The sequence below is a fragment of the Legionella fallonii LLAP-10 genome, assembly GCF_000953135.1.
Classification (GTDB): domain Bacteria; phylum Pseudomonadota; class Gammaproteobacteria; order Legionellales; family Legionellaceae; genus Legionella; species Legionella fallonii.
On sequence record NZ_LN614827.1, the window covers coordinates 983171 to 1004014 of the forward strand.

The following is a 20844-nucleotide window of genomic DNA, read 5'->3' on the forward strand; positions in this document are numbered from 1 at the left end:
ATAAAAGCTTAAATTGACGCCATTAGGTGACCATGGTTCAATTTGCTATAATTAAACAATAACACTATTTAAAGGAATGAATGTGAACGATAGCGAGATACCTGAGCCCAATGAGTTTCCATCTGAGCCCGAGGAATACCCTGACACTACAGAGCCTTTAGAGCCCGATTATCCTGGTACACCAGAACCTGAACCAAGCCAAGATCCTGAACCTAACGATTATTAGTCGTGCATTAGTTTCTCTAATGCTTGGCCTACATTATCCGCTCTCATGAGGCTTTCTCCTATGAGAAAGGTGTTAATGCCGTGAGACTGCATGAATTTAATGTCTTCCCTATTATTTATACCGCTTTCAGTAACAATAATTTTCTCTTTAGGAACATAGGGTTTTAGATCAACACTGAGCTGAATATTAGTATGAAAGGTATGCAGGCTACGATTATTAATTCCCATGAGCGGGGTCGGTAATAATAGGGCTCTGTCGAGTTCTTCTCGGGTGTGACTTTCTACCAGTACAGCTAACTCCAGTTCTTGAGCTAATTGACAAAAGTCAGTTAATTGCACATCGTCTAACATGGCTACAATCAGCAAAATGCAATCGGCACCTAAAGCTAAACTTTCGTGAATTTGATAAGGGTCGATGATAAAATCTTTACGTAGTACAGGTAGGGGGCAATGCTTTTTTGCTGTGGCGATATAATCAGGATGGCCTTGGAAAAATTCAATATCAGTTAATACAGACAGGCAACGAGCACCATTTTGAGCATAAGCAGTTGCAATTTCTGCGACATCAAAATATTCCCTAATCACTCCTTTACTTGGAGAAGCTTTTTTTATTTCAGCAATAATTGCAGGAGTAGCGTTGGATTGAAGTGCTTTAATAAAATCCCGTCGTGCTAGGGTAGGAGTCTGTAATAGAGAGTTTAATGGTTTAATCTTTTTTGCCTTTGCAACTTCTTCTAATTTATGATGGGCGATTTTTTGCAATATGCTATTCATAATTTCATTCTTTATTTAAGTTTTGGGTTAATTGGCACAGTTGGTTAAAACATTGTGCTGCTTTGCCACTGTCAATCGCTGTTTTTGCTGTTTCTATCGCTGCAGCGAAAGAAAGATCTTCTTTTGCGCAATAAATTGCTGCTGCTGAATTAAGAAGAACCATATCACGAGCAGCACCTTTATCTCCTGCCAGTACTTTTTGGATTAACTGCAAACTTTGTTGTGGAGAGTCAACAATAATGCTTTCTAATGATTGATGTTTCATGCCAAATTCTTCTGGAATAATGAGCCACTCCTTGAATTTTCCTTGTTTGTATTCAACCACTTCCGTAGGTGCTGCGATACTAATTTCATCCAGACCATCTTGAGAGCTAACAACTAGGGCACGTTCGCTGCCTAGATTCACTAATACTTCCGCTAAGGGTTTTGTCCACGAGTTGGAAAAAACGCCTACCACCTGTTTTTTTACCCGGGCAGGGTTGATTAATGGACCTAGTAAATTAAATAAAGTTCTAATGCCTAAGTGCTGACGCGCAGCTCGAGCATGTTGCATAGCAGGGTGATAATGAGGAGCAAATAGAAAAGCTAAATTGCACTTATTAATACAAGTTTGGATTTGAAGATCGGTAAGATTTAGAGTAAAACCCGCTTGCTCTAATAAATCAGCGCTACCACTACGACTGGAAACTGAGCGATTGCCGTGTTTGGCGACTTTAATTCCAGTTGCTGCAACTACAAAGCTACTGGCTGTAGAAACGTTAAATGTATTTTTACCATCACCGCCAGTGCCGACAATGTCGATTAGATCCGGGCCGAGATCTAGGGAGTGTGCCAGTTGCTGCATTACTTTTGCGGCGGCAGTTAATTCATTGACTGTTTCACCTTTCATACGCATAAGAGCTAAAAAGGTAGCAATTTGTATATCATTAAATGCTCCAGTCATGCAGGCGTGAATTATTTCTTGCATTTGATCGGACGATAAATTGTTTTTAGCTATGAGCTGTTCAAATAGGAGACTGGGTTTCATATTTTAAGAAATTCTCTAATAGTTGTAATCCATGTTGACTTAGGATGGCCTCTGGATGAAATTGTAGACCAAAAAGCGGGTATTGACGATGTGAAATTGCCATAATTGTTTCTTTTGCCCAGGCATCGATTGAAAAACAGAGAGGCAGGCTAGCAACATCAACTGCTAATGAGTGATAACGAGTTGCCTGGAATAGATTGGGAGTATTATTAAATATTCCTTGATAATTATGAAGGATGGTTGATGTTTTTCCATGCATAATTTCAGGGGCTGAGATTATTTTACCACCAAAGGCTTGTGCCAAGCATTGATGACCAAGGCAGATGCCTAATATAGGGATCTGCTGATGGAACTGTTGAATAACAGCCAAAGAAATACCTGCCTCATCAGGGGATTTTGGCCCTGGTGAAATGACAATATAACGGGGGTTCAGTTGTTTTATTTCATTCAAACTGATTTTATCGTGTTTAAAAACGATGACTTCCTGTTGCAAACATTGAAAGTATTGAACCAGGTTATAAGTAAAAGAATCATAATTATCAATGATTAGAAGCATAAGACTACAAGTCGAGTTTTAAGTAAAGTGATTTAAAATTGGATTATTTTAACATAACAAGCAAAAATCAAGAGTATCTTCAATAAATTATATTTTTAGAGTAGGCTGAATTGAGCATGGCAGTCCGATTAAGGGCGAAATACCTTTCTAATGTCCAAATCCAAGTGCCATCTCGAACGGAGGTATCCCCCCAAATATTGATTAAAGATCGAATTACCGTGGCTTGACCACGGTATCTACAAGAGGGGTAATGGTTAGTTTAAGACCAAGAAATACACTCGATTAAATTTCTTTTTTAACCACTTCATTGAAGAAATAGAGGTGATTTAATCATGCGACCTGTGGATACCGTGGTCAAGCCACGGTAATTCGAGAGAAGTTATAATTCGGTGGGGATACCTCAGATCTCGAGGTCATTAAGTTGATTTTATTAGCCACGAACAGAGAGTAAGTTTATTTTATGTGGAGGAAAATGAGTAAAAAATGAGCTATTATTAAAAATAGAGTTTCTTAAAAAAGGGAGTCCTTATGCTATCAGGTATAAATGGAAATTATACTGCACTTAACTATTCTTTACGCTCTGAGGCTATAAAACCGGCTAATCAACCAGCCTCCATGAATGAAGCCTCAACGAAAAAAGACGATAAAGTGGATCAAATTAATGGAAATTTAAATCAATTACCTCAGCATTTCCAGGTGAATACCGTAGCAAAAATTGAAGAGAAGGCAGAGGATAATGCGATTTCGAATCAAAGCGATAATTCTCAACCTAATGATATATCCTCCCTCATCTCATTGATTGAATCCAGCCGTAAAATGAGTACGCAATCTCCGGAAGAGGCGTTAGCTCAAGTTCTTCCTCAGGCTCCTGAAAGTAAAGCACAATTAATGATTACTGATGCTAATACTTTAGATGCTCAAAAGGATGCGGTGCTTAATGAGTTAATCGACAATTTTAATAAGATTGATGCGGATGGAAGCCAGCTTATTACTCGCGACGAAGCCTTGGCTTTTATTAATAAGTATTGATTAAAGTGTTGTAGCCTGTATTCACCTGGTGTGATACGGAAATATCTTCGAATAGTGTACTAAAATCCTGGATTACGCTGCGCTAATCCAGGCTACGTGTAGAAGCCAATAAAAATTAAAAACGATAGGCTAGGCGTAGAGTTGCTGAGTAAAGAAAGGGGAAATAAGAGTCTGTTGGGTCTAGCTGGGATTCTCCGAAGCCAGCGGTATAATTTCCTGCAAGCTCTCCCATAAAATGTTCTGTAATAGGAAAATTAACTCCAAAACTAAAAGTTGGACTGGCACGCCAATCATCAAGGATTATATCTTGTCTGTGCACATTAGCGACTCCAACACCCGAAAATACTCGTATCTCTGTCTTAGGAATAACAAGCATTACTTTGCCCACTAAACTTAAGGCCTCGGTATCTGTAGTAAGTAAGGTTGCTCCATTATTATTAAAGCTAAAAATACTAAACGGGTCAAAAACGACTGTAGCCCGAGGATAGCTAACATAATTACCTTCAATAGCAAAAAAAGGACTAAATTCATAACCACCTAAAACACCCCAAACTTGGCCGCCTTCCTGCGCATTAATCGGCGTAGACATAGTTATGGCTATGTTCTGATTGTCTTCGCTAGGTACTAGACCAAACCATGTGGTTGAACCAAAGCCCCCTAAAGCGCCTACATAAAAAGGATGTCTGAATTGATTGATAGGTTTAGCCTGACAAAAAAAAGGGAAAAGAAATAGTAGGGTACATAAATAGGGTATTGATTTTTGGTTAATCACAATTAAACACTCTTTTAATACTTTAATAATTACGGCTCTTCTTTTTTGAAGAGCCAGAAGAAAAGTTAAAAATTATTTACACGCTTGTTTGTTTGAACTGCATAATCTACCACGAGAATCTACGCCTCCAAAACGATAGCAATTCCAATTGTCCATACAATCTTCAGTGCTCGTGTAGCGTTGATATTCGCAGGCTTTTCTTAAAGTACCAAATACAGTGATCATCCGATTGTACAATGCATTCATATCTTGACACAGGCCTGTTGGTAAACCAGAAGTAGTACAATAACAGGTTGCAGCAACTTTAAAAGAGGCGCAAAAATTGACGTCATTAGTAGGTAATGCTTTGTCACAAGCAAACGAAGATAGACTGAAAAGATACAAACTGAGAATAACAATTCTTTTTATCATTTATTAATCCTTGTTAAACTTAAAGAGCGAACGAAACAATGTACCAAAAAATAGGACGGGCTGCAAAATGCAAAAGCCATAATATCGAAAATAGCTGTAGGGTTTAATGACCCGATATTATTTTTAGAGCAGCATATTAATTTGAACATGAAAAAAAAACCATGCTTTGCTATAAAAAATTTTAGTAGTTATTTAACTAACGTAAGTTCAATAACGTGTTTTTGATATGAAAGTGCTTTTATTTATAACCAGATAGCCTGGCGGGATAACGTTCGTTTAGCGCCATAAAAAGTATTTCCGTGCCTTTTATGATGAACTCGACTTTGGCCATTTTTGCATTGCCGACGAAAGTCAGTATCTATAAAACGTTTAAAAGTAGATGGATACCGGCTTTCGCCGGTAATTCGTTTAAAATAGTAATGCACTGTTTATAAAAATAATTTCCTGAAAATCGCTCGAACTCACGTTAATTAATGTAGGTTATATTAACTGTATGTTCATGAGGAGATGATGTTGCTGTTTCCATGATTCTCAGTATTTCCTTTGCAATTAAATCACGAAATTCGGGTTTTAAATTTGCTGAAATGACTAAATAAGGAGTTCTGATATTTTCATCGCGTATAAAACAGACATCAAAGACATTATTTATTTGTAATAGGTCATATTGATAGCTTTTTATGTCGGTTGCATCCAAGCCGAATAGATTTAATTTATTCTCCTGCTTTGCAGAGATAAAGTTTTTTTGTACGTTAATATTAATGAGAAAATGATTCGTTCGTTTAAACGATGATAAGCGCTTACTGCAAAGCTTGAAAATTTTCCGATTTATTTCCGGCAAAGAAAAGATAGTTGCATAAAGAGAAGTAAAAACGTTGATTGCAAAATTTTTAATCAGTTTTTTCTTTTGACGAAACGTGCTAATCGCTGATAGCTTTACCAAGTCAGGGCATTGTAGGTAACGGCTGGTGTCAATTGTAGATTGATGTATTTGTTTGGTTATAGTTTCTAGAGTAGAGGTCTTGTTTAGGGCGATTTTGACAGGCTCTAGTCTTAAAAAGCAACCAATTATGTCATCATAAACCTCGTTATCTCGTGTCGATTTTATGATATTAACATAGGTATAAGGTGTCTGCTGTTGTGTAATATCGGTACAATGACATAAGGCTAAAGCAACTGCTGCCGACAAGCCTTCATTGAGGCTCATATGGCTTCTCGCACAAAATTGTTTGAATTGGTGTAATGTTGATTCTGGTATTGGAGTATAAGTTGAAAAGGCTATTTGTTTGGCTTTCATGTTTTTTACAATATGGGCTGGAGAAAAGGTAAATAAACCAGCATCTTTCATGTATTTATCCCAAAAACAAATATCTCTGTCTAAATGTTTCTGAACATAATCTTGCTCGTTAAAAATATATTCTTTATAGGATTTATTGGTTTCTGCTGTTTGAGATAATTCGGTTACATGAAACGGCTTGTCTGAGCTTTCATGTAGTGATGCAAAGGAATGTTCATCTTTGAGTTCTACCCCTTTTTGTATTTGCTGTGGCAAGGTTTTGTTCGATTGGTGTTTATAAAGAAGATAAAATTGTGATAAATCAGATAACAAAATCTCAGGTGAAAAATCATCACATACAATGTGAGGTATACTGATTTGCAATTCTATTTCATTATTTTTTAAGTGAAATAATTTGGCAATAATTAATGGAGAATCTTTAGGCCATGGATAGTAGCTAATGAGTTCATCCATAGAGTCTTTAAGTACTTTTTCGCTATCTTGTTTACCTAATGAGTTCAGATCAATTTCAGTAATTTTGAATGATAAATTTTTCTGTATTAGTTGTGCGGGCTTAAGTTTTAAAATTCGATAAAATAATATTTCTTGCTTTTTTAGTACTGCATCAAAGGCAAACTCTAGGGCAGCTTTGTCTAGTGTTCCTTGTAAACGTTTTCTCGCAGTAATATTTAGTTTTTTTGCTTTGGACTCAAAAGTATCGGCTATCCATAACATGAATTGAAAATCACTAAGAGGGATATCCTTACCCATAGAATGCGATGTGCTTTTTTGTTTTAATTTGATGATCTTTCTTTTCTTGGTTTTTGTAATGATTGCACTTAATTGAGCAATATTAGTGGCAAAATAAAAATCACGTAGGCTAATGTTTGTTCCCATGACACGATTTATTTTGGAAATAATTCGTGCTGCGGATAAAGAATGCCCACCTAATTCATAAAAGTCATCATCAAGGCCAATTGTTTTAACTCCTAATTCTTCTGACCAAATGGCAGTAATAGTCTTTTCTACATCAGTTTGTGGTGCTCTATATGGTTGATTGGCGGTTAATTGTGGTGTGGGGAGTAGGGCTGGATCTAATTTACCATTTGCTGTTAGCGGGAAAGAGCTAACACTTATAAACGCTGATGGAATCATGAAGTCTGGTATAAGATTTTGTAAATATTCTCGTAAATCACCAGAAGTAAGTGCTCCTGTCGGCTCCTTCAAGATGTAATAGGCCAATAGTCTGTCTTCATTTAAAGAGTCTTTTTGGGCTATCACTACAGCTGCATTTATGGCTGGATGTGCCGCTAAATGTTGTTCAATTTCTCCTTGTTCTATTCTAAATCCGCGTATTTTTACTTGAGAGTCAGTTCGACCAAAATACTCAAGTACTCCATCATCACGCAATAGACACAAATCACCTGTTTTATATAGTCGGGCATTTTTTTCTTGGCTGAAAGGATCTGGGATAAATTGCCTTTGTGTTATCTCCGGTTGGTTCAAATAGCCTCGAGCTAAGCATATACCTCCTATATGTAACTCACCTATTTCTTGATTAGCAACCGGATTATTATGAGTATCAAGAATTATGCAATTGATGTTATGTCCGATTGTGCCAATAGGGACATTGAGTTCTAAATCAGCAACAGTGTCAACGGAAATTTTATATTGTGATACTGCCACCGTAGTTTCTGTAGGACCGTATTCGTTATATAAAATATGTTTAGGATAAAGCTTAAGCCAAGCTTTACACTCTGTCGAAGAGAGATTTTCTCCTCCCAAAATAATGGTTTTCAAATAGGGAAGGGCAATAAATTTATTTTTTACTTCCTGTAAGAGTACTTTAAAAAAGCTAGGGGTCGTTTTAATGATATTAATTTTAGAGCTTTTAATATGCGTCAGGTAATGTCGTAGATTTTTTTTTGTTTCAATATCACAAATTACAATGGTTAAACCCAACATGAGTGGTGCTATTGATGTTGTTACAGCCATATCAAACGTATGATTGGATGAAAAATCAACGCGCTGTTTGGTGTGAATAGAGGCATAATCAGTAAACCAATGTGCATAATTAACCACCGATTGATGTTCAATAAGTACCCCTTTAGGCCTTCCCGTGGAACCAGAAGTATAAATGACGTAAGCGAGTTGTTTGGCGTCTATTACAAGATTGAGATTGTGAGTTGGTTGTTTATCAATCTTTTGGTAAGAGCTATCGAGGAAAATCGTTTTTCCTTGATATTGAGTAAATTGTTCTTTTAATTCAGATTTAGTGATTAAAAGTGACGTATTGCTGTTATTTAATATAAATAGTAATCGTTCCTTCGGATGAGCTGGGTCTAAGGGTAGGTAACCAGCTCCCACTTTTAATATAGCGAGGATGGTGATTAGACATTCAAAAGAGCGATCCATACAAAAAGCAATAGGAGTATCGGGTTTGATATCCATAGCCAATAAATAATGGGCGAGCTGATTTGCTTTTTTGTTTAACTCATCATAGGTAAGGGAGTACTTACCGTATAATATGGCGATATTATTTGGTTTGCGTTTGGCTTGTTCTTCAAATAATCCATGTATTGTCTTTTGAGTATCCACTCTATCCTCCGGTTTTTTTCATTTTAAGAACTTTTCTCGAGGACATCATTAACAACAAAATCAATGACTTACTTACAAAATGAGACAAATTGATTTATGTAAATCCTGATTTATTAGACTTTTTGCTTGTTGTGCAAGAAGCCTAATAAAAGTATGGACAATAAAATTAAGTAATTCCAATTAATGAAGGGGTTGTATGTGCTTAAATGGTTGTTTTTTTTGGGATATTAAGTTCCCTATTGCCTCTATGAAAGGCAATAGGGTTTTGAAAGAGGTCGGGTATATCCTTGAGTTATAGTTTAAACTTTAGCTGTTTTTGGATTGCATGTGATTTATCAATTAAATCATCAATATGGAGACACATTATAAATTTTTCACAGCCATACTTTTTATTAAACACCGGTTGCATAATCGGTCTAAAATGAAAGAACTGATAGTATTTTACAAGATGGGCGTAAGTTTCGATAAAGACAAATTGCAAGTTGGGGTTGAGCCGTATGCCGAGTTGTATTATTTCTCCCATCAGCAATGGAGCCACACCGTATTTTTGATATTCAGGTAAAACAATGAAACCAGAAATCTCTGCTGAGTTATCTAAAGAGGCTGTATTATAAGAGAGGATATCGCGTCCTAGACTTCGATATTCGGCGAGTAGAGAGGTGGTTTGTTGCCCAGAAATTTTGTGGTACAAGGTTCCACGTATCATGCCTATGAGTTTTTCATTAATATACGCACCAAATGTATGTAATAAGTTAGCGTCTTCATCATTTTTAAACTGTTTTGTTTCATGATTCATATAGGGGTGATTAATTTTGAGTATCTCTTGATAGACTTTATATCTTAGTTCGGCGATCTCACGCTGCTGTTCTTCGGTTTCGATTAATTTAATTACAGGTTGGTAATTTTCTGTTTTATTCTCACTTTGAGTGAGCGATTTTATGGGGATGAATTGGGTGATTTCAGCATTGTAATCTATGGAGCGATTGGCAAATCCAAATAAACGCATAAATTCATCACGATATTTTTGCACATCGGCCAATTGGTTTATGTTCTCTGTTGCGATCTGTGACCAAGCCCTGTTTATTTCCCCTTGAACCTTGTCGGTTAATTCCCGGTCATCTAATCGTGTTCTACCTTCATCATCCAAATGGAGCGGGGCTCCTGAGTATAGTTGTTCTTTAAATAATCTGTTTATTTGCTCAATACAACTTTCGTCACTTCCTTGTTCATGCATAATCTTAAGTAGCATGGACATATACAATGGAATAACTGGAATAGCAGAGCTTGCTTGAGTGACTACTGCTTTATTAACAGAAACAAGAGCTTTTCCATTGATTTTCTCAAGTTTTTGATTCAGTTTATGTGCTGTTTGTTGAAGATGCTCTTTGGCCTTACCAATGGTTCCATCCTTATAAATGGCATGAGATACTGGTGGACCTATATAACTATAAGCTACAGTTATTGCTCCTTCGGATAAAAGGTTTTCTTCACGCAGGAAATCTATCCACATTTCCCAATCTTCACCTCCCATTACGGCAATGGTTTGATTTATTTCTGCTTCTGTAGCTGGTTCTAAGGTCACTTCTTTTACTACACCTTTAAACGGATCAAGTGTTTTACTGGTAAAAGGACGACCTATTGGTTTTAAAACAGAGTTAAATACTTCTCCTGTTATCGGATGGGTACGGCGAGGAGAAGCTAAACTGTAAACAACGAGGTCGACTGATTTTAAGTCATTGCGTATTAGATCAGCGGCTTGTTGTTTCACTTCTTTAGAAAAAGCATCGCCATTAATCGTTTTTGCATAAATACCGTGTTCATGGGCTATTTCTTCAAAAGAAGCTGTATTGTACCATCCAGGGGAGGCAGTACGTTTTTCATCGGCTGGTTTTTCAAAAATGATGCCAATAGTTTTTGCTTGGCTGCCAAAGGCCGCTGCGATACGACTTGCTAGACCATAACCTGTCGATGCACCTATCACTAAAACATTTTTTATCCCAGTAAATTGTCCTTCTTTTTTAATGTAATTTACTTGCTCTTCGACATTTTTAAAACATCCTAAAGGATGTGCTGTTGTGCAGATAAAGCCGAATATTTTAGGTTGTACTATCATCATTTTTCTATCCTCACACAATTAATCTTGGTTTTTATTAGCCAAGCGAACGCTAAAATGAGCATCATATATTTGCTTATCATCTACCCAGAGTGACGCCTTTGCTGTTGCTAACAAGAAATTACCTCCTTTTTCTAGGCTCAGTATATCCATCGTATAAATAGAACGCTTATGGAATGACAGTACTTGTCCTCTATACTTCCAGTTAATCGTGGTTCCTATTGCAGGGGACTCGAAGCAGGGGTTAGTAAAATTGTCCCAGCCAGTCTGTTGCATTAGATAAAATTGCAGCAACTGTAACATTCCTTCTAAGCCTAATGACCCAGGTTGCACCGGATCTTGATAGAAGTGACATTTAAAAAACCAGTCATTGGGCTTAACATCTTTTTCTGCCCTGAGCAATCCTAAGGAGCATTGCCCTTCGTGATCCCAATAACCAGTAATACGATCTATCATTAGCAAGCGATTTTTCGCGATGTAAAGACCGTTTTTGTTATATCCATCTCGATCATGGTTTAAATCTATGGACAAATTAGACGGTCTGTTTAAGACAGATAACTGTGCTTCAGTAGTAGGTAAACCCACTTGCTGAGCAAGAGATTGCTTTGAGAAAAAGCCAAAAGTCGTTTGACCCTCGGAGATTATTTGATCCCCGCAGAGTGATTTGAACGTGAAGGTTTCAATATCCATATCACCAGCTGAAGAGAGGTTGGCTACATGGACAGAGGTAGTCAGTGTGCCTGATTGAGAAGACGGCACGTCTTTGACGTGTAGGGAGCCTTCTAAGTTACGTACGTAGCGTTCATTATTACTTTGTAAGACAGTACCTATATATAAAATAAGCCATCCTGATGCTTGTAACAACGCTTCAAGGAAAACACAAAAAGGCATCATGGGGGAGTTGTTTTCTTCGAAATACCAAGCATTAGTCTGTATATCGTATGCCATACTGACTTCTGTCCCTGTTTTAAAGGCGCTTTTTTCTCCTTGTAATGCAGTCACCCTGCTCAAAAATTGATAGGGAGGGGCTGGCAAACGCGCCATTTTTTTACCTTCATCGTATTGATGGTATTGTGAGCCAAATGCAATTGCTTGTTTTCCCAGAGCTGACTCTAAAAATGTGCGGTAATCGAGTATGATTCCATCACTATCAATAAGAGCGTTAGGATCTCTTTGCTCTGACGTGATTAACAATTCAGTTTCCCGGGAAAGGGGGGTATCGGGTACTAATCGCAGTCCAAAGGATTTTATATGGTAAATTGCTGCCTCCTCAGAGGTTTTCGCTAAAATATCTGCAAACACAGTTGGATAGGGAGCCGTAATAACTTCTCTAACATGGAGTTCATAAATGACTTTATCATGGGCTGGAGTGACTTGACCGCGAGCAGAGTAGGAGTACTCTTTCTCAGTGACGATTTCAAATCGCCATCCATCTTTGTCTAGAGTTAGTCCCATGCCTGCGAGATAAAATGCCAATGCTTGTATTGTCGCTTCAACAGATAAGGTTCCCGGGAGCACGCTATCATTCAAGAAATGGCATTTGAAAAACCAATCATCAGGAGTGACTTTTTGTATTGCACGTAAGTAGCCTCTCTGGAAAAGTCCTCCCGAAGGATCAAAATCTCTTATTTCATTAAGCATTAACAAGGTTCCGTTGGGGATGCGCGGGCTGTATCTATGTGTTTGCCCGAATTCAAAACCTGACCCAAAGCAGGAGAACAGATCACCATTGGCAAATGCAACAATATGTTCTCTTAAAAAGTGACTGCGTGTGCATTTAACTTGAGGTAAGGTGAGCTCTTGATGGATTGACTCGTTTTTTGGTTGCCATTGAATTCCTCTGGAATGTTCCATTTCTTCTCTAGAAAAAAAGCCGACTTTTCCATTTCTTACTATGGCTATAAGTACATCTCTTACATAACAATCGTATTCAATTTTGAAAATTTTCTTATCAATCAGTGGTGATACACGAATGTCATAACGAATAGTTTCTCCCAAATAAGGCATCGAACCTAATATTTCGAATTGGCCGCCAATCATTCTGTATAGCAGGCCTTTGGGTTTATTAATAAAATCCAAGCCAAGTTGTGATAGCAAAAACATATGTCCTTGTGCTCCTTCGAGCATCAATCCTAGAGGCATTCGATTTTCAAAAAGATACCATTTACTTGTATCGATATCAGTTTCTGTCGTGATGGTGCTCACGGAAGAGCCTGTTTGGTCGATTGACATCGCAAGTACTCTATCAACCATAAGAAATGGGGGCGCGGGTAATCTTATGCGATGGGGATAATGATCCATAGGTAAAAACTCTGCACCAAATACAGAGGAAACTTTTCCTGTCGCATGTTCTACTAATTGATCACGATCAAAGAGAAATGATTCTTTTGATGACTTTAACTCTGGTTTAGAGAGTAACTGCTCTGTTGGTATGACCTGAAAATCTTCAGGTGCTGAAGTATGTTCTTCAGTTTGACGCTCTGTTTTTTCTAATACCTGCTTTTCATTGGGTAGCAATGACATATCGCTATGTTCAATAGACTTCTTTCGAAACGTTAATGTATCGGTGAATTGCTTCGTCGGTACGGTGCTCGAATCCACTCCGGTTCCGCGCTCCATTTCTCCTCGCACTTCACTCGATACAGTGGGTTTTGAAAGAAGCTTAATATCAGCGGTAACGTTCATTAACATGGACATGACTTTTAGATAATGTAACAATTCAGCCTTTTGTTGCTCTATATACTGATGATGTAATTGAATAATTACATCATCTTTTTTGGACTTTTCCATGATTGAGGCACCCCTTTTTAAGGCATAATTACCATCTCTAAACCTTGAATTTCTAGGATTTGCATACTACCTGCGAGCAGCATAAGGTGATACGTTGCACGAAAACCATCACAAGAAAGACATTGCAGCAAGCATTTCACTGAAGATTTTATGACGCCATGATGATGAATAATTATTTTTTTCACTTTCATTGGAAGACTGATCCTTTTGAAGTGTTTCTGTCCAAACAAACTGGCCACCTGAAATGCGCCATCTACTAATCCTGGATCCGTTATCCATTGATGATGATCGGGCCAATTTAATGTATCAATGCCTCTTAGTGTTGCTGTTGCGGTGTTTTCTCCATAGTCATCTAAGGAATGGATAAGATGAAAATGAGGGCCATGAAAAAGTTTTGACATATCACCATAACAATCAGAGGCTCTCCAGGGCCACTGACCGGATGTTTCGTCGGCGAGTAGTTTTATTCCATTTGATTTTTCTTCACCATTTACAAGAACTGACATGGTACAGAATAACTTGCCTTCATCATTTTCAAGTTTCATCTGTAAATCGTCGTACTCATTTTGTTGGGCGTTAGCACTTCCCACAAAAAATGCTTCATTATCTAAATTATCGAGCCTAATGCCCCGGTGTATTTTTAAATCAGAGCAAACGATTTTTTGCATATCGGGCAGTTTATTTTTAGCAACGCTCACGAACCATTCTAGAATCAGGCACATTGGAACAACCGGCTTATCTTTAATCACATGGCTTTGTAAGAATGAATAACTTTCTTTATTGATAATGAAACAATGCCGTCCTTGTTCTAAGGCGTCTTTATTCTCTTTCGTCTCATTTAATGGACCACCGAGAACGATAGATATGGGATGTTTTTGTGCTAGTTCCTCAAGAAATAAGGTCACTCCCTGTTCTCGAGATAATAAGCTTACACCTCGTTCACGAAATTGCTTACTGAGCTCTGGAGTGACCATACCTCCTTCCCAGGCTCCCCAGTTAATGGCTTTAACTAAACATTGAGCACTGCGTTGCATCGCCTCATTTGTAGCAACGGTATTAAGTACTTGATTCGCCATAGCATAATCTGATTGCCCTTTATTTCCATAGCGAGCGACTACTGATGAAAAGAGACAAATTAAATGTAATGGTTGGGAATGAAGTGCATTGATTAATAAGGCTAAACCTTTGACTTTAGTGTTGAAAACGGCTTTGAATTCCTCCGGTGATTTCTGTGTGATCATTTTATCTCGCAAAATTCCAGCACCATGTATTAGGCCTTTTATTACTCCATGTTTTTGTGTGATTTCATTAATAGTCGCTTTAAGTTCCTGTTCATTTAGAATATCTAAGGAGTAATAAGTTGCTTTACTACCGTTTTTGCTTAATGCGTCCAGTGTTTTCCGTATTTCTCTATTAGTTAAAATGCGTTTAGCTTCCTCATCCAGTTGTCGAGGTGTTATTACTGACTGCTTGTTTTGAAATAAAATACCCTTTAATTCAGCGGGGGTTTGAGCTGATTTACAATAATCAGGTTCACTTTGTAATGCTGTTCTCCCTAGGAGAATGAAGTGCAGATGATATTGAGATGCCAATGCCTCAATACACCATGAAGTGATGCCATGACCTCCTCCTGTAACAATAACCACATCACCGTCAGCTAAAGATAATGATTGAGGGGGGGCATAATTAAGGTAGATATCTTCAACTGCGACACGGCTGCCATCCAGTCCAAGACCTATTTCCTTGCTTTCTCCTCCGAGTAGTAATTCTTCGGCTAAGCGTTTTGCAATATCTTGAGGTAATTGATTGGCGCAATCAATATCAATCGCTTTAATGAAAGTATTTGGCCACTCCCATCGAGCTGTCCTTGCAAGAGACAGCAGACCTCCAGACCAAGAGCGTATCGGATTAGCAGATGTTTGCCCCAGCGTTCCTCCTGTATCTTGGGCAATTACAATAGAACCACCTTGTTCCACCATAGTTGCTATAGATTGGAGCAAATTAAATGCGGCTATATTGGCATTCATGCTTTCTTCTATCGAAGTAAACTGAGCTAAGCCCTCCAAATAGATAATACAGGGGCGTTCTCCACTTATTTCTTTGGGCTGAGTTACCTCAACTGCATTAATTCCTTGGCTTCGTAAAAAGTTAGCTAATTGTGTAGCAATACCCTTTTTATCTTTGATTATAAAACAATTATTTCCTATTAATCCGGGCATAACCTGTTGGCTAAAGGGCACTTGGATGAGGTGTTGTCCAAGACGAAAATCGTTTTTCAGGACAGTTTCCGGGGGCTTTTCATCCACTAGTGGCGGAGTTATCTCTTCCTTTAATTGGGGGCCCTCCACAGGATTTTCTAAATAGTCTTTTAGCTGCCCTAATGTTTTCAGTGTGGCCAACTGCATGGGATCAAGTTCAGGTAGATTGGGCATTTTTTCTTTAATTGCGGAGAATATTTCTACGTGTTTGATTGAATCGATACCGAGGTCTGCTTCCATTTCCATGTCTAATTTCAACATTTCTTGGGGATAGCCAGTTTCTTCAGCAATAATTGCGAGAATGTCTTGGGTTATATCACGTTGCAGTTTCGGTGCAGCCAGTATTGGTTCTGCTACTTTGTTCTGTGGTGTTTCGGGGAAGGTAAGAACTGTAGATTGTACCTCTATTTTTTGTTCACTATAAGATTGATTGGCTAGATAGTTTTTTAACTGTTCTAGTGTTTTTAGTGTGGCTAACTGCATCGGATCAAATTCAGGTAGGTTCGGGATTTTTTCTTTAATTGCTGAGAATATTTCTACCCGTTTGATTGAATCGATACCGAGGTCAGCCTCCATTTCCATGTCTAATTTTAACATTTCTTGAGGATAGCCAGTTTCTTCAGCAATAATTGCAAGAATGTTCTGTGTTAAATCTTGTCTTGCTGTCGGTTCCTCCGGTATCGCTTCGGCTATTGGCCTATGCGATGTTTCGGGGAAGGTAAGTAGTGTTGATTGCATCTCTATATTTTGTTGATTATTGGACTGGTTGGCCAAATAATTATTTAATTGTTCCAGAGTTTTCAGTGTGGCCAACTGCATGGGATCAAGTTCAGGTAGATTGGGTATTTTTTCTTTAATTGCTGAGAATATTTCTACGCGCTTGATTGAATCGATACCGAGGTCCGCTTCCATTTCCATGTCTAATTTCAACATTTCTTGGGGATAGCCAGTTTCTTCAGCAATAATTGCGAGAATGCTTTTGGTTATATCTTGTTGCTGAATTTGTGTAGCAGGCGATATTCCTACTGGCGCTGGGGTGACAACCTCATTATGGGGCGCGATTACGGAGGATTGTGCTTTTATTTTGGGTTCGCTATCAGATTGGTTTGCCAAATAATTTTTTAATTGTTCCAGTGTTTTTAGTGTGGATAGTTGCATGGGATCAAGTTCAGGCAAATTCGGGATTTTTTCTTTAATTACAGAGAGAATCTCCACTCGTTTGATTGAATCGATACCGAGGTCAGCCTCCATTTCCATGTCTAATTTTAACATCTCTTGGGGATAGCCCGTTTCTTGAGCAATGACTGTGAGCACCGCATTCGCTAGTTGATCTGGCTCTTCATTTTGTTTGGGGATGTTGTTGGGCTTGTTTTCTACATTTATTTTGATCTCGGGCTCTTTCACAGGGGCGGTGAACGCATTTACTGACTGATTATGCTGTTCTCCTCTCTGTTGAGCTAGTTCATTTATTTGAGCTAAGTATTCTTGTTCTATCAGAGTGTTACTATTTTCGTTCCTATGGTGATGTAGTTGCTGTAAAGTCTGTTCCATTATCTGCAGAAATGCATGATGTGATTCTGCGGTTGATTTCTGATAAATTTCATATTCTCGCGTGATATTTTCTTGAATATCTTCGAGTAAGGTAATGATGGGAGAATGTTTATTATCTGTATCACTCATGGAAGTAATCCTTTGTGTTTCAATAGGGGGAATATTTACTGTATTCATATGGGGCTGAATAAGCGGCGGCTCTATGTTGTATGCTTTATCAGTTGGTTCAGGGCTTTCTACTAGTTCCATAGGGTGGCTGGCTGGTGTTTTTAGTGGCGGAACAATAGGTTTTACATTAGTACCATTAATGAGAATTCTATGTTTTTTATTGGCCAATATTTCTGGCTCTGGTGGCATAGTAAATGCTGCAAACAATTGATTGATATCAAACGGTATGCCTAAGGCTGCTAGTTGACCAAGTGCTCGTAGTAAGGAAATTACACCATGATCGTTTTTATGATCTATTGCGATACTTTGGACATTTTTTCCAGCTAATATTGTTTCTGTTAAGTGAGATAAGACAGAACCTGGGCCGACCTCTACGAATGTTCTAACTCCGTCATTATACATGGAGGTAATCATTTCACTGAAGCGGACAGAGTTGACCAAAGTATTCGCTAGAGTGTCTTTTATTTCCGGTGTTTGATACTGTTTGGCGTACAAATTAGAATAAACCGGTAGGGTTAGAGCATTAAATGGTATTGTTTCTATGTATTGTCTAAATTCAGTTGCTGCGGTCTCCATCATAGGGGAGTGAAATGCGTTAGAAACAGGTAATTCTGTACATGAGATCTTATATTGATTAAATAAAGTTACCGCTTTATTTATATCCTCTTTTTTTCCTGACAAAATAAGCTCATTGGGGCTGTTATAATTGGCAATAACTAAAGGGAGTTGCCATTCTTTTAAGCGCGCTAATGTATCTTCTACAGGGTGTAATACGGCCAGCATTCCACCTGGCTCAGCTCCACCATGTGGAGCCATCAATTCACCACGTGTGCGTGCCATTTTTACCAATGTTTCAAAGTCATATGAGCCTGCGTAGGCAAGAGCAACTAATTCTCCGAAGCTATGTCCTGCGACACAATCAGGCTTAATATTCAGTTCGTTTAATAAAGCAATTTGTGAATAAGCCATTGCTGCTATGGAAGGTTGCGACCAAATTGTATTGTTAATCAGCTCATATTGTTTCTTTTTTTCATCTATAGAGAATACTGCTTTAGGATAGACAACTTCATGCAAGAAGCGATTCTTATCCAATTGAATTGTTGCTGTTTTATCCCAAATTTTTCGAGGGGAATCGAAATTAATGGCAATATCCGTCCCCATATTAAGGTATTGACTGCCTTGACCAGAAAAAATAAAAGCAAGTTTTCCTGTCCTAGAACCAGAAGAATAGTAAATATCTTTTTCTGTTATTGGTCTTTCTGAGTTCTTCTCTAATTGCTGAATTACTTTACAGAGTTTTTCTCTTAATTCAGTATTATTTTTAGCTAGAATAGCGATACGATAATTTTTTTGATAATTAAAATCCTGATAAGACTTGCGAGCACGGTGGGCAACATAGGCTTCGTCATAAGTTTGGGTTTCATCAACCACTTTACGACACTCAGTCATTAATGCTGGCGCATTATCGGCTGAAAGCAGAAGCAGATGAGAGTCAAAGGAATTGAGCCTCAATGCTTTTTTACCGCTACCTTGGTATTCTTCCACGGCAATATGGAAATTGGTACCGCCAAAACCAAATGAACTAACTGAGGCTCGTCTAGGAGTAGTGTCATCTTTAATCCATGGTCTGGTTGAAGTATTTAAATAGAAGGGAGAGTTTTCAATATCCAGGTTAGGATTAGGCTCGTCTACTTTAAGGGTAGGGGGCAATACCTTGTGGTGCAGCGCCATGACAATTTTGAATAGGCTGGCTGCTCCTGCCGCACCTTTTGTATGACCAATTTGAGATTTGATACTGCCCAGAGCACACCATTGTTTTTGCTCAGGATTATCCATTGAAAAAATTTTATTCAGGGATTTAAATTCCTCCGTATCTCCTGCTCTAGTCCCAGTACCATGTGCCTCCATTAAGTCGACTGTACTTGGTGGATATGCAGCCATAGCATAGGCATTTTTTAATGCTACCGCTTGTCCATCTGCTAGAGGTGCGTAGATACTTTTAGATCTGCCATCGGAGGAAGTTCCAATGCCACGAATTATTGCATAAATATGATTTCCATCTCGTTCTGCGTCTTCTAATCTTTTCAACGCTAACAGGCCAAGTCCTTCACCTAGCATAGTGCCATCTGACTTTGCAGAAAAGGGACGGCATTCCTCTGATGGAGATAATGCGGGTGTCTTACTAAAACACATATAAGTTTGGATATCGTTTAAGGTATCAACGCCTCCGATAACAACAAGATCAGATTGATTTACTCTGAGTTCATTAATTCCCATAGACAGCGCTGCTAATGAACTTGCGCATGCAGCGTCGGTAGTACAATTGGTTCCTCCAAAATTTAATCTGTTAGCGATACGTCCAGCAATTACATTCATTAATAAACCTGGAAAAGTGCTTTCAGTCCAGGGTGGTAGATGTTCACAAATTCGATCACAAATTTCTTTTGCTTGTTTGTCACTTAAGCCATGTTCTTTCATGGCTTTTGTCCATAGTGGACGATATTGGCGATTTGACACTGGAGGAATAGATTCAAGCATACAGGTGGCACCTAATATTACTGATGCACGAGAAAGATCGACGCCGAAAAATTTTCCATCAAATGTATCTTGAAGAACTTCTTTAGCAACAATGAGAGCGAGCAGTTGAGAGGTATCTGTGGAGACTATATTTTGTGGAGGCATACCCCATTCTATGGGATCAAATTCAACATGAGGTATAAACGCGCCGCGGCGGCAATAAGTTTTATCTTCGGCTTTAGGATCTTTATCGTAATAATCAGCTATATTCCAATGATCAGGGGGAACCTCCGTAATCAGATCTTTTCCTGTTACAATGTTTCTCCAAAATTCGGTTGCATTACGTGCTCCAGGAAAGATACCACCGACACCAACTACAGCAATTCTAACTAATTCATCTTTAGGGTGCATCATTTGTCCTCGCTAACATTTTAATTCATCGAAAATCGGTTCCTTTCTGTATTTTTGATTATTTTTTGATTAGCCGCTTTTCACATAGTCATACAAACAAATCAAAGGATTGAAATTTGGTTCGTTTTCTGTATAAATAATTCGTCATGACCGAATAAACTTCTACTTGGTATCACTTATGCGGGCCATCCATGGATGCAAGAAAATGAATCTTTGCCAGATGTAACGTTCATGTTGCAAGAGCAAAACCTATACATAACATTATTTGTAGTAAAAATAAACAAACAAGTCAATTATAAGTCAATATATTTTTTTGCATTGCAGCATATTTTTTATTTTCATGCCTTATTTTCTCGTTAAAACAACGGTAG

Annotated in this window: 11 protein-coding genes; 2 read left to right on the plus strand and 9 right to left on the minus strand. The window is 38.2% G+C overall.

What is annotated here, in order from left to right; genetic code table 11:
• Positions 1–82 precede the first annotated feature (82 nt).
• Positions 83–226: a hypothetical protein gene (locus LFA_RS20025; protein ID WP_172653439.1), complete on the plus strand. Its 144-nt coding sequence runs from the start codon at positions 83–85 to the stop codon at positions 224–226.
• Here LFA_RS20025 and trpC read toward each other — a convergent pair.
• The 3 genes from trpC to LFA_RS03915 are packed head-to-tail and all read right to left on the minus strand — an operon-like array spanning position 223 to position 2582.
• Positions 223–999, minus strand: coding sequence for an indole-3-glycerol phosphate synthase TrpC (gene trpC, locus LFA_RS03905; protein ID WP_045095010.1), 777 nt, complete (start codon positions 997–999; stop codon positions 223–225). The two genes, LFA_RS20025 and trpC, sit on opposite strands and share 4 nt — an antisense overlap.
• 4 nt (positions 1000–1003) lie before the next feature.
• On the minus strand, positions 1004–2026 hold the full coding sequence (gene trpD, locus LFA_RS03910) for an anthranilate phosphoribosyltransferase (RefSeq protein ID WP_045095011.1): 1023 nt from the start codon (positions 2024–2026) through the stop codon (positions 1004–1006).
• A complete protein-coding gene (locus LFA_RS03915; RefSeq protein WP_045095012.1) occupies positions 2004–2582 on the minus strand; it encodes an anthranilate synthase component II in 579 nt (192 codons plus the stop codon). The genes trpD and LFA_RS03915 overlap by 23 nt, the downstream gene beginning before the upstream one ends.
• A gap of 528 nt (positions 2583–3110) precedes the next feature.
• On the opposite strand from LFA_RS03915, the gene LFA_RS03920 reads away from it, so the two are divergent.
• Positions 3111–3611, plus strand: coding sequence for a hypothetical protein (locus LFA_RS03920; protein ID WP_045095013.1), 501 nt, complete (start codon positions 3111–3113; stop codon positions 3609–3611).
• A 115-nt stretch (positions 3612–3726) separates the two neighbouring features.
• On the opposite strand, the gene LFA_RS03925 is transcribed toward LFA_RS03920, so the two are convergent.
• From LFA_RS03925 to LFA_RS03950, 6 genes are all read right to left on the minus strand, one after another.
• Positions 3727–4383, minus strand: a complete 657-nt coding sequence (locus LFA_RS03925; protein ID WP_045095014.1) for a hypothetical protein — start codon at positions 4381–4383, stop codon at positions 3727–3729.
• A 72-nt stretch (positions 4384–4455) separates the two neighbouring features.
• Complete coding sequence (locus LFA_RS03930; protein ID WP_045095015.1) at positions 4456–4794, minus strand: hypothetical protein; 339 nt, start codon at positions 4792–4794, stop codon at positions 4456–4458.
• A 466-nt stretch (positions 4795–5260) separates the two neighbouring features.
• Positions 5261–8665: a non-ribosomal peptide synthetase gene (locus LFA_RS03935; protein WP_045095016.1), complete on the minus strand. Its 3405-nt coding sequence runs from the start codon at positions 8663–8665 to the stop codon at positions 5261–5263.
• 292 nt (positions 8666–8957) lie between these two features.
• Complete coding sequence (fabV, locus tag LFA_RS20465) at positions 8958–10781, minus strand: enoyl-ACP reductase FabV (RefSeq protein ID WP_065814358.1); 1824 nt, start codon at positions 10779–10781, stop codon at positions 8958–8960.
• 18 nt (positions 10782–10799) lie between these two features.
• Positions 10800–13568, minus strand: coding sequence for a hotdog family protein (locus LFA_RS03945; protein WP_052673849.1), 2769 nt, complete (start codon positions 13566–13568; stop codon positions 10800–10802).
• Positions 13569–13585: 17 nt separating this feature from the next.
• Complete coding sequence (locus LFA_RS03950; RefSeq protein ID WP_084602110.1) at positions 13586–20476, minus strand: type I polyketide synthase; 6891 nt, start codon at positions 20474–20476, stop codon at positions 13586–13588.
• Positions 20477–20844 lie beyond the last annotated feature (368 nt).

Coding starts and splice junctions, on each gene's coding strand:
- fabV (WP_065814358.1), bottom strand. CDS start 10,781: ATGATGATAGTACAACCTAAAATATTCGGCTTTATCTGCACAACAGCA.
- LFA_RS03930 (WP_045095015.1), bottom strand. CDS start 4,794: ATGATAAAAAGAATTGTTATTCTCAGTTTGTATCTTTTCAGTCTATCT.
- LFA_RS03950 (WP_084602110.1), bottom strand. CDS start 20,476: ATGATGCACCCTAAAGATGAATTAGTTAGAATTGCTGTAGTTGGTGTC.
- LFA_RS03915 (WP_045095012.1), bottom strand. CDS start 2,582: ATGCTTCTAATCATTGATAATTATGATTCTTTTACTTATAACCTGGTT.
- LFA_RS03945 (WP_052673849.1), bottom strand. CDS start 13,568: ATGGAAAAGTCCAAAAAAGATGATGTAATTATTCAATTACATCATCAG.
- trpC (WP_045095010.1), bottom strand. CDS start 999: ATGAATAGCATATTGCAAAAAATCGCCCATCATAAATTAGAAGAAGTT.
- trpD (WP_045095011.1), bottom strand. CDS start 2,026: ATGAAACCCAGTCTCCTATTTGAACAGCTCATAGCTAAAAACAATTTA.
- LFA_RS03920 (WP_045095013.1), top strand. CDS start 3,111: ATGCTATCAGGTATAAATGGAAATTATACTGCACTTAACTATTCTTTA.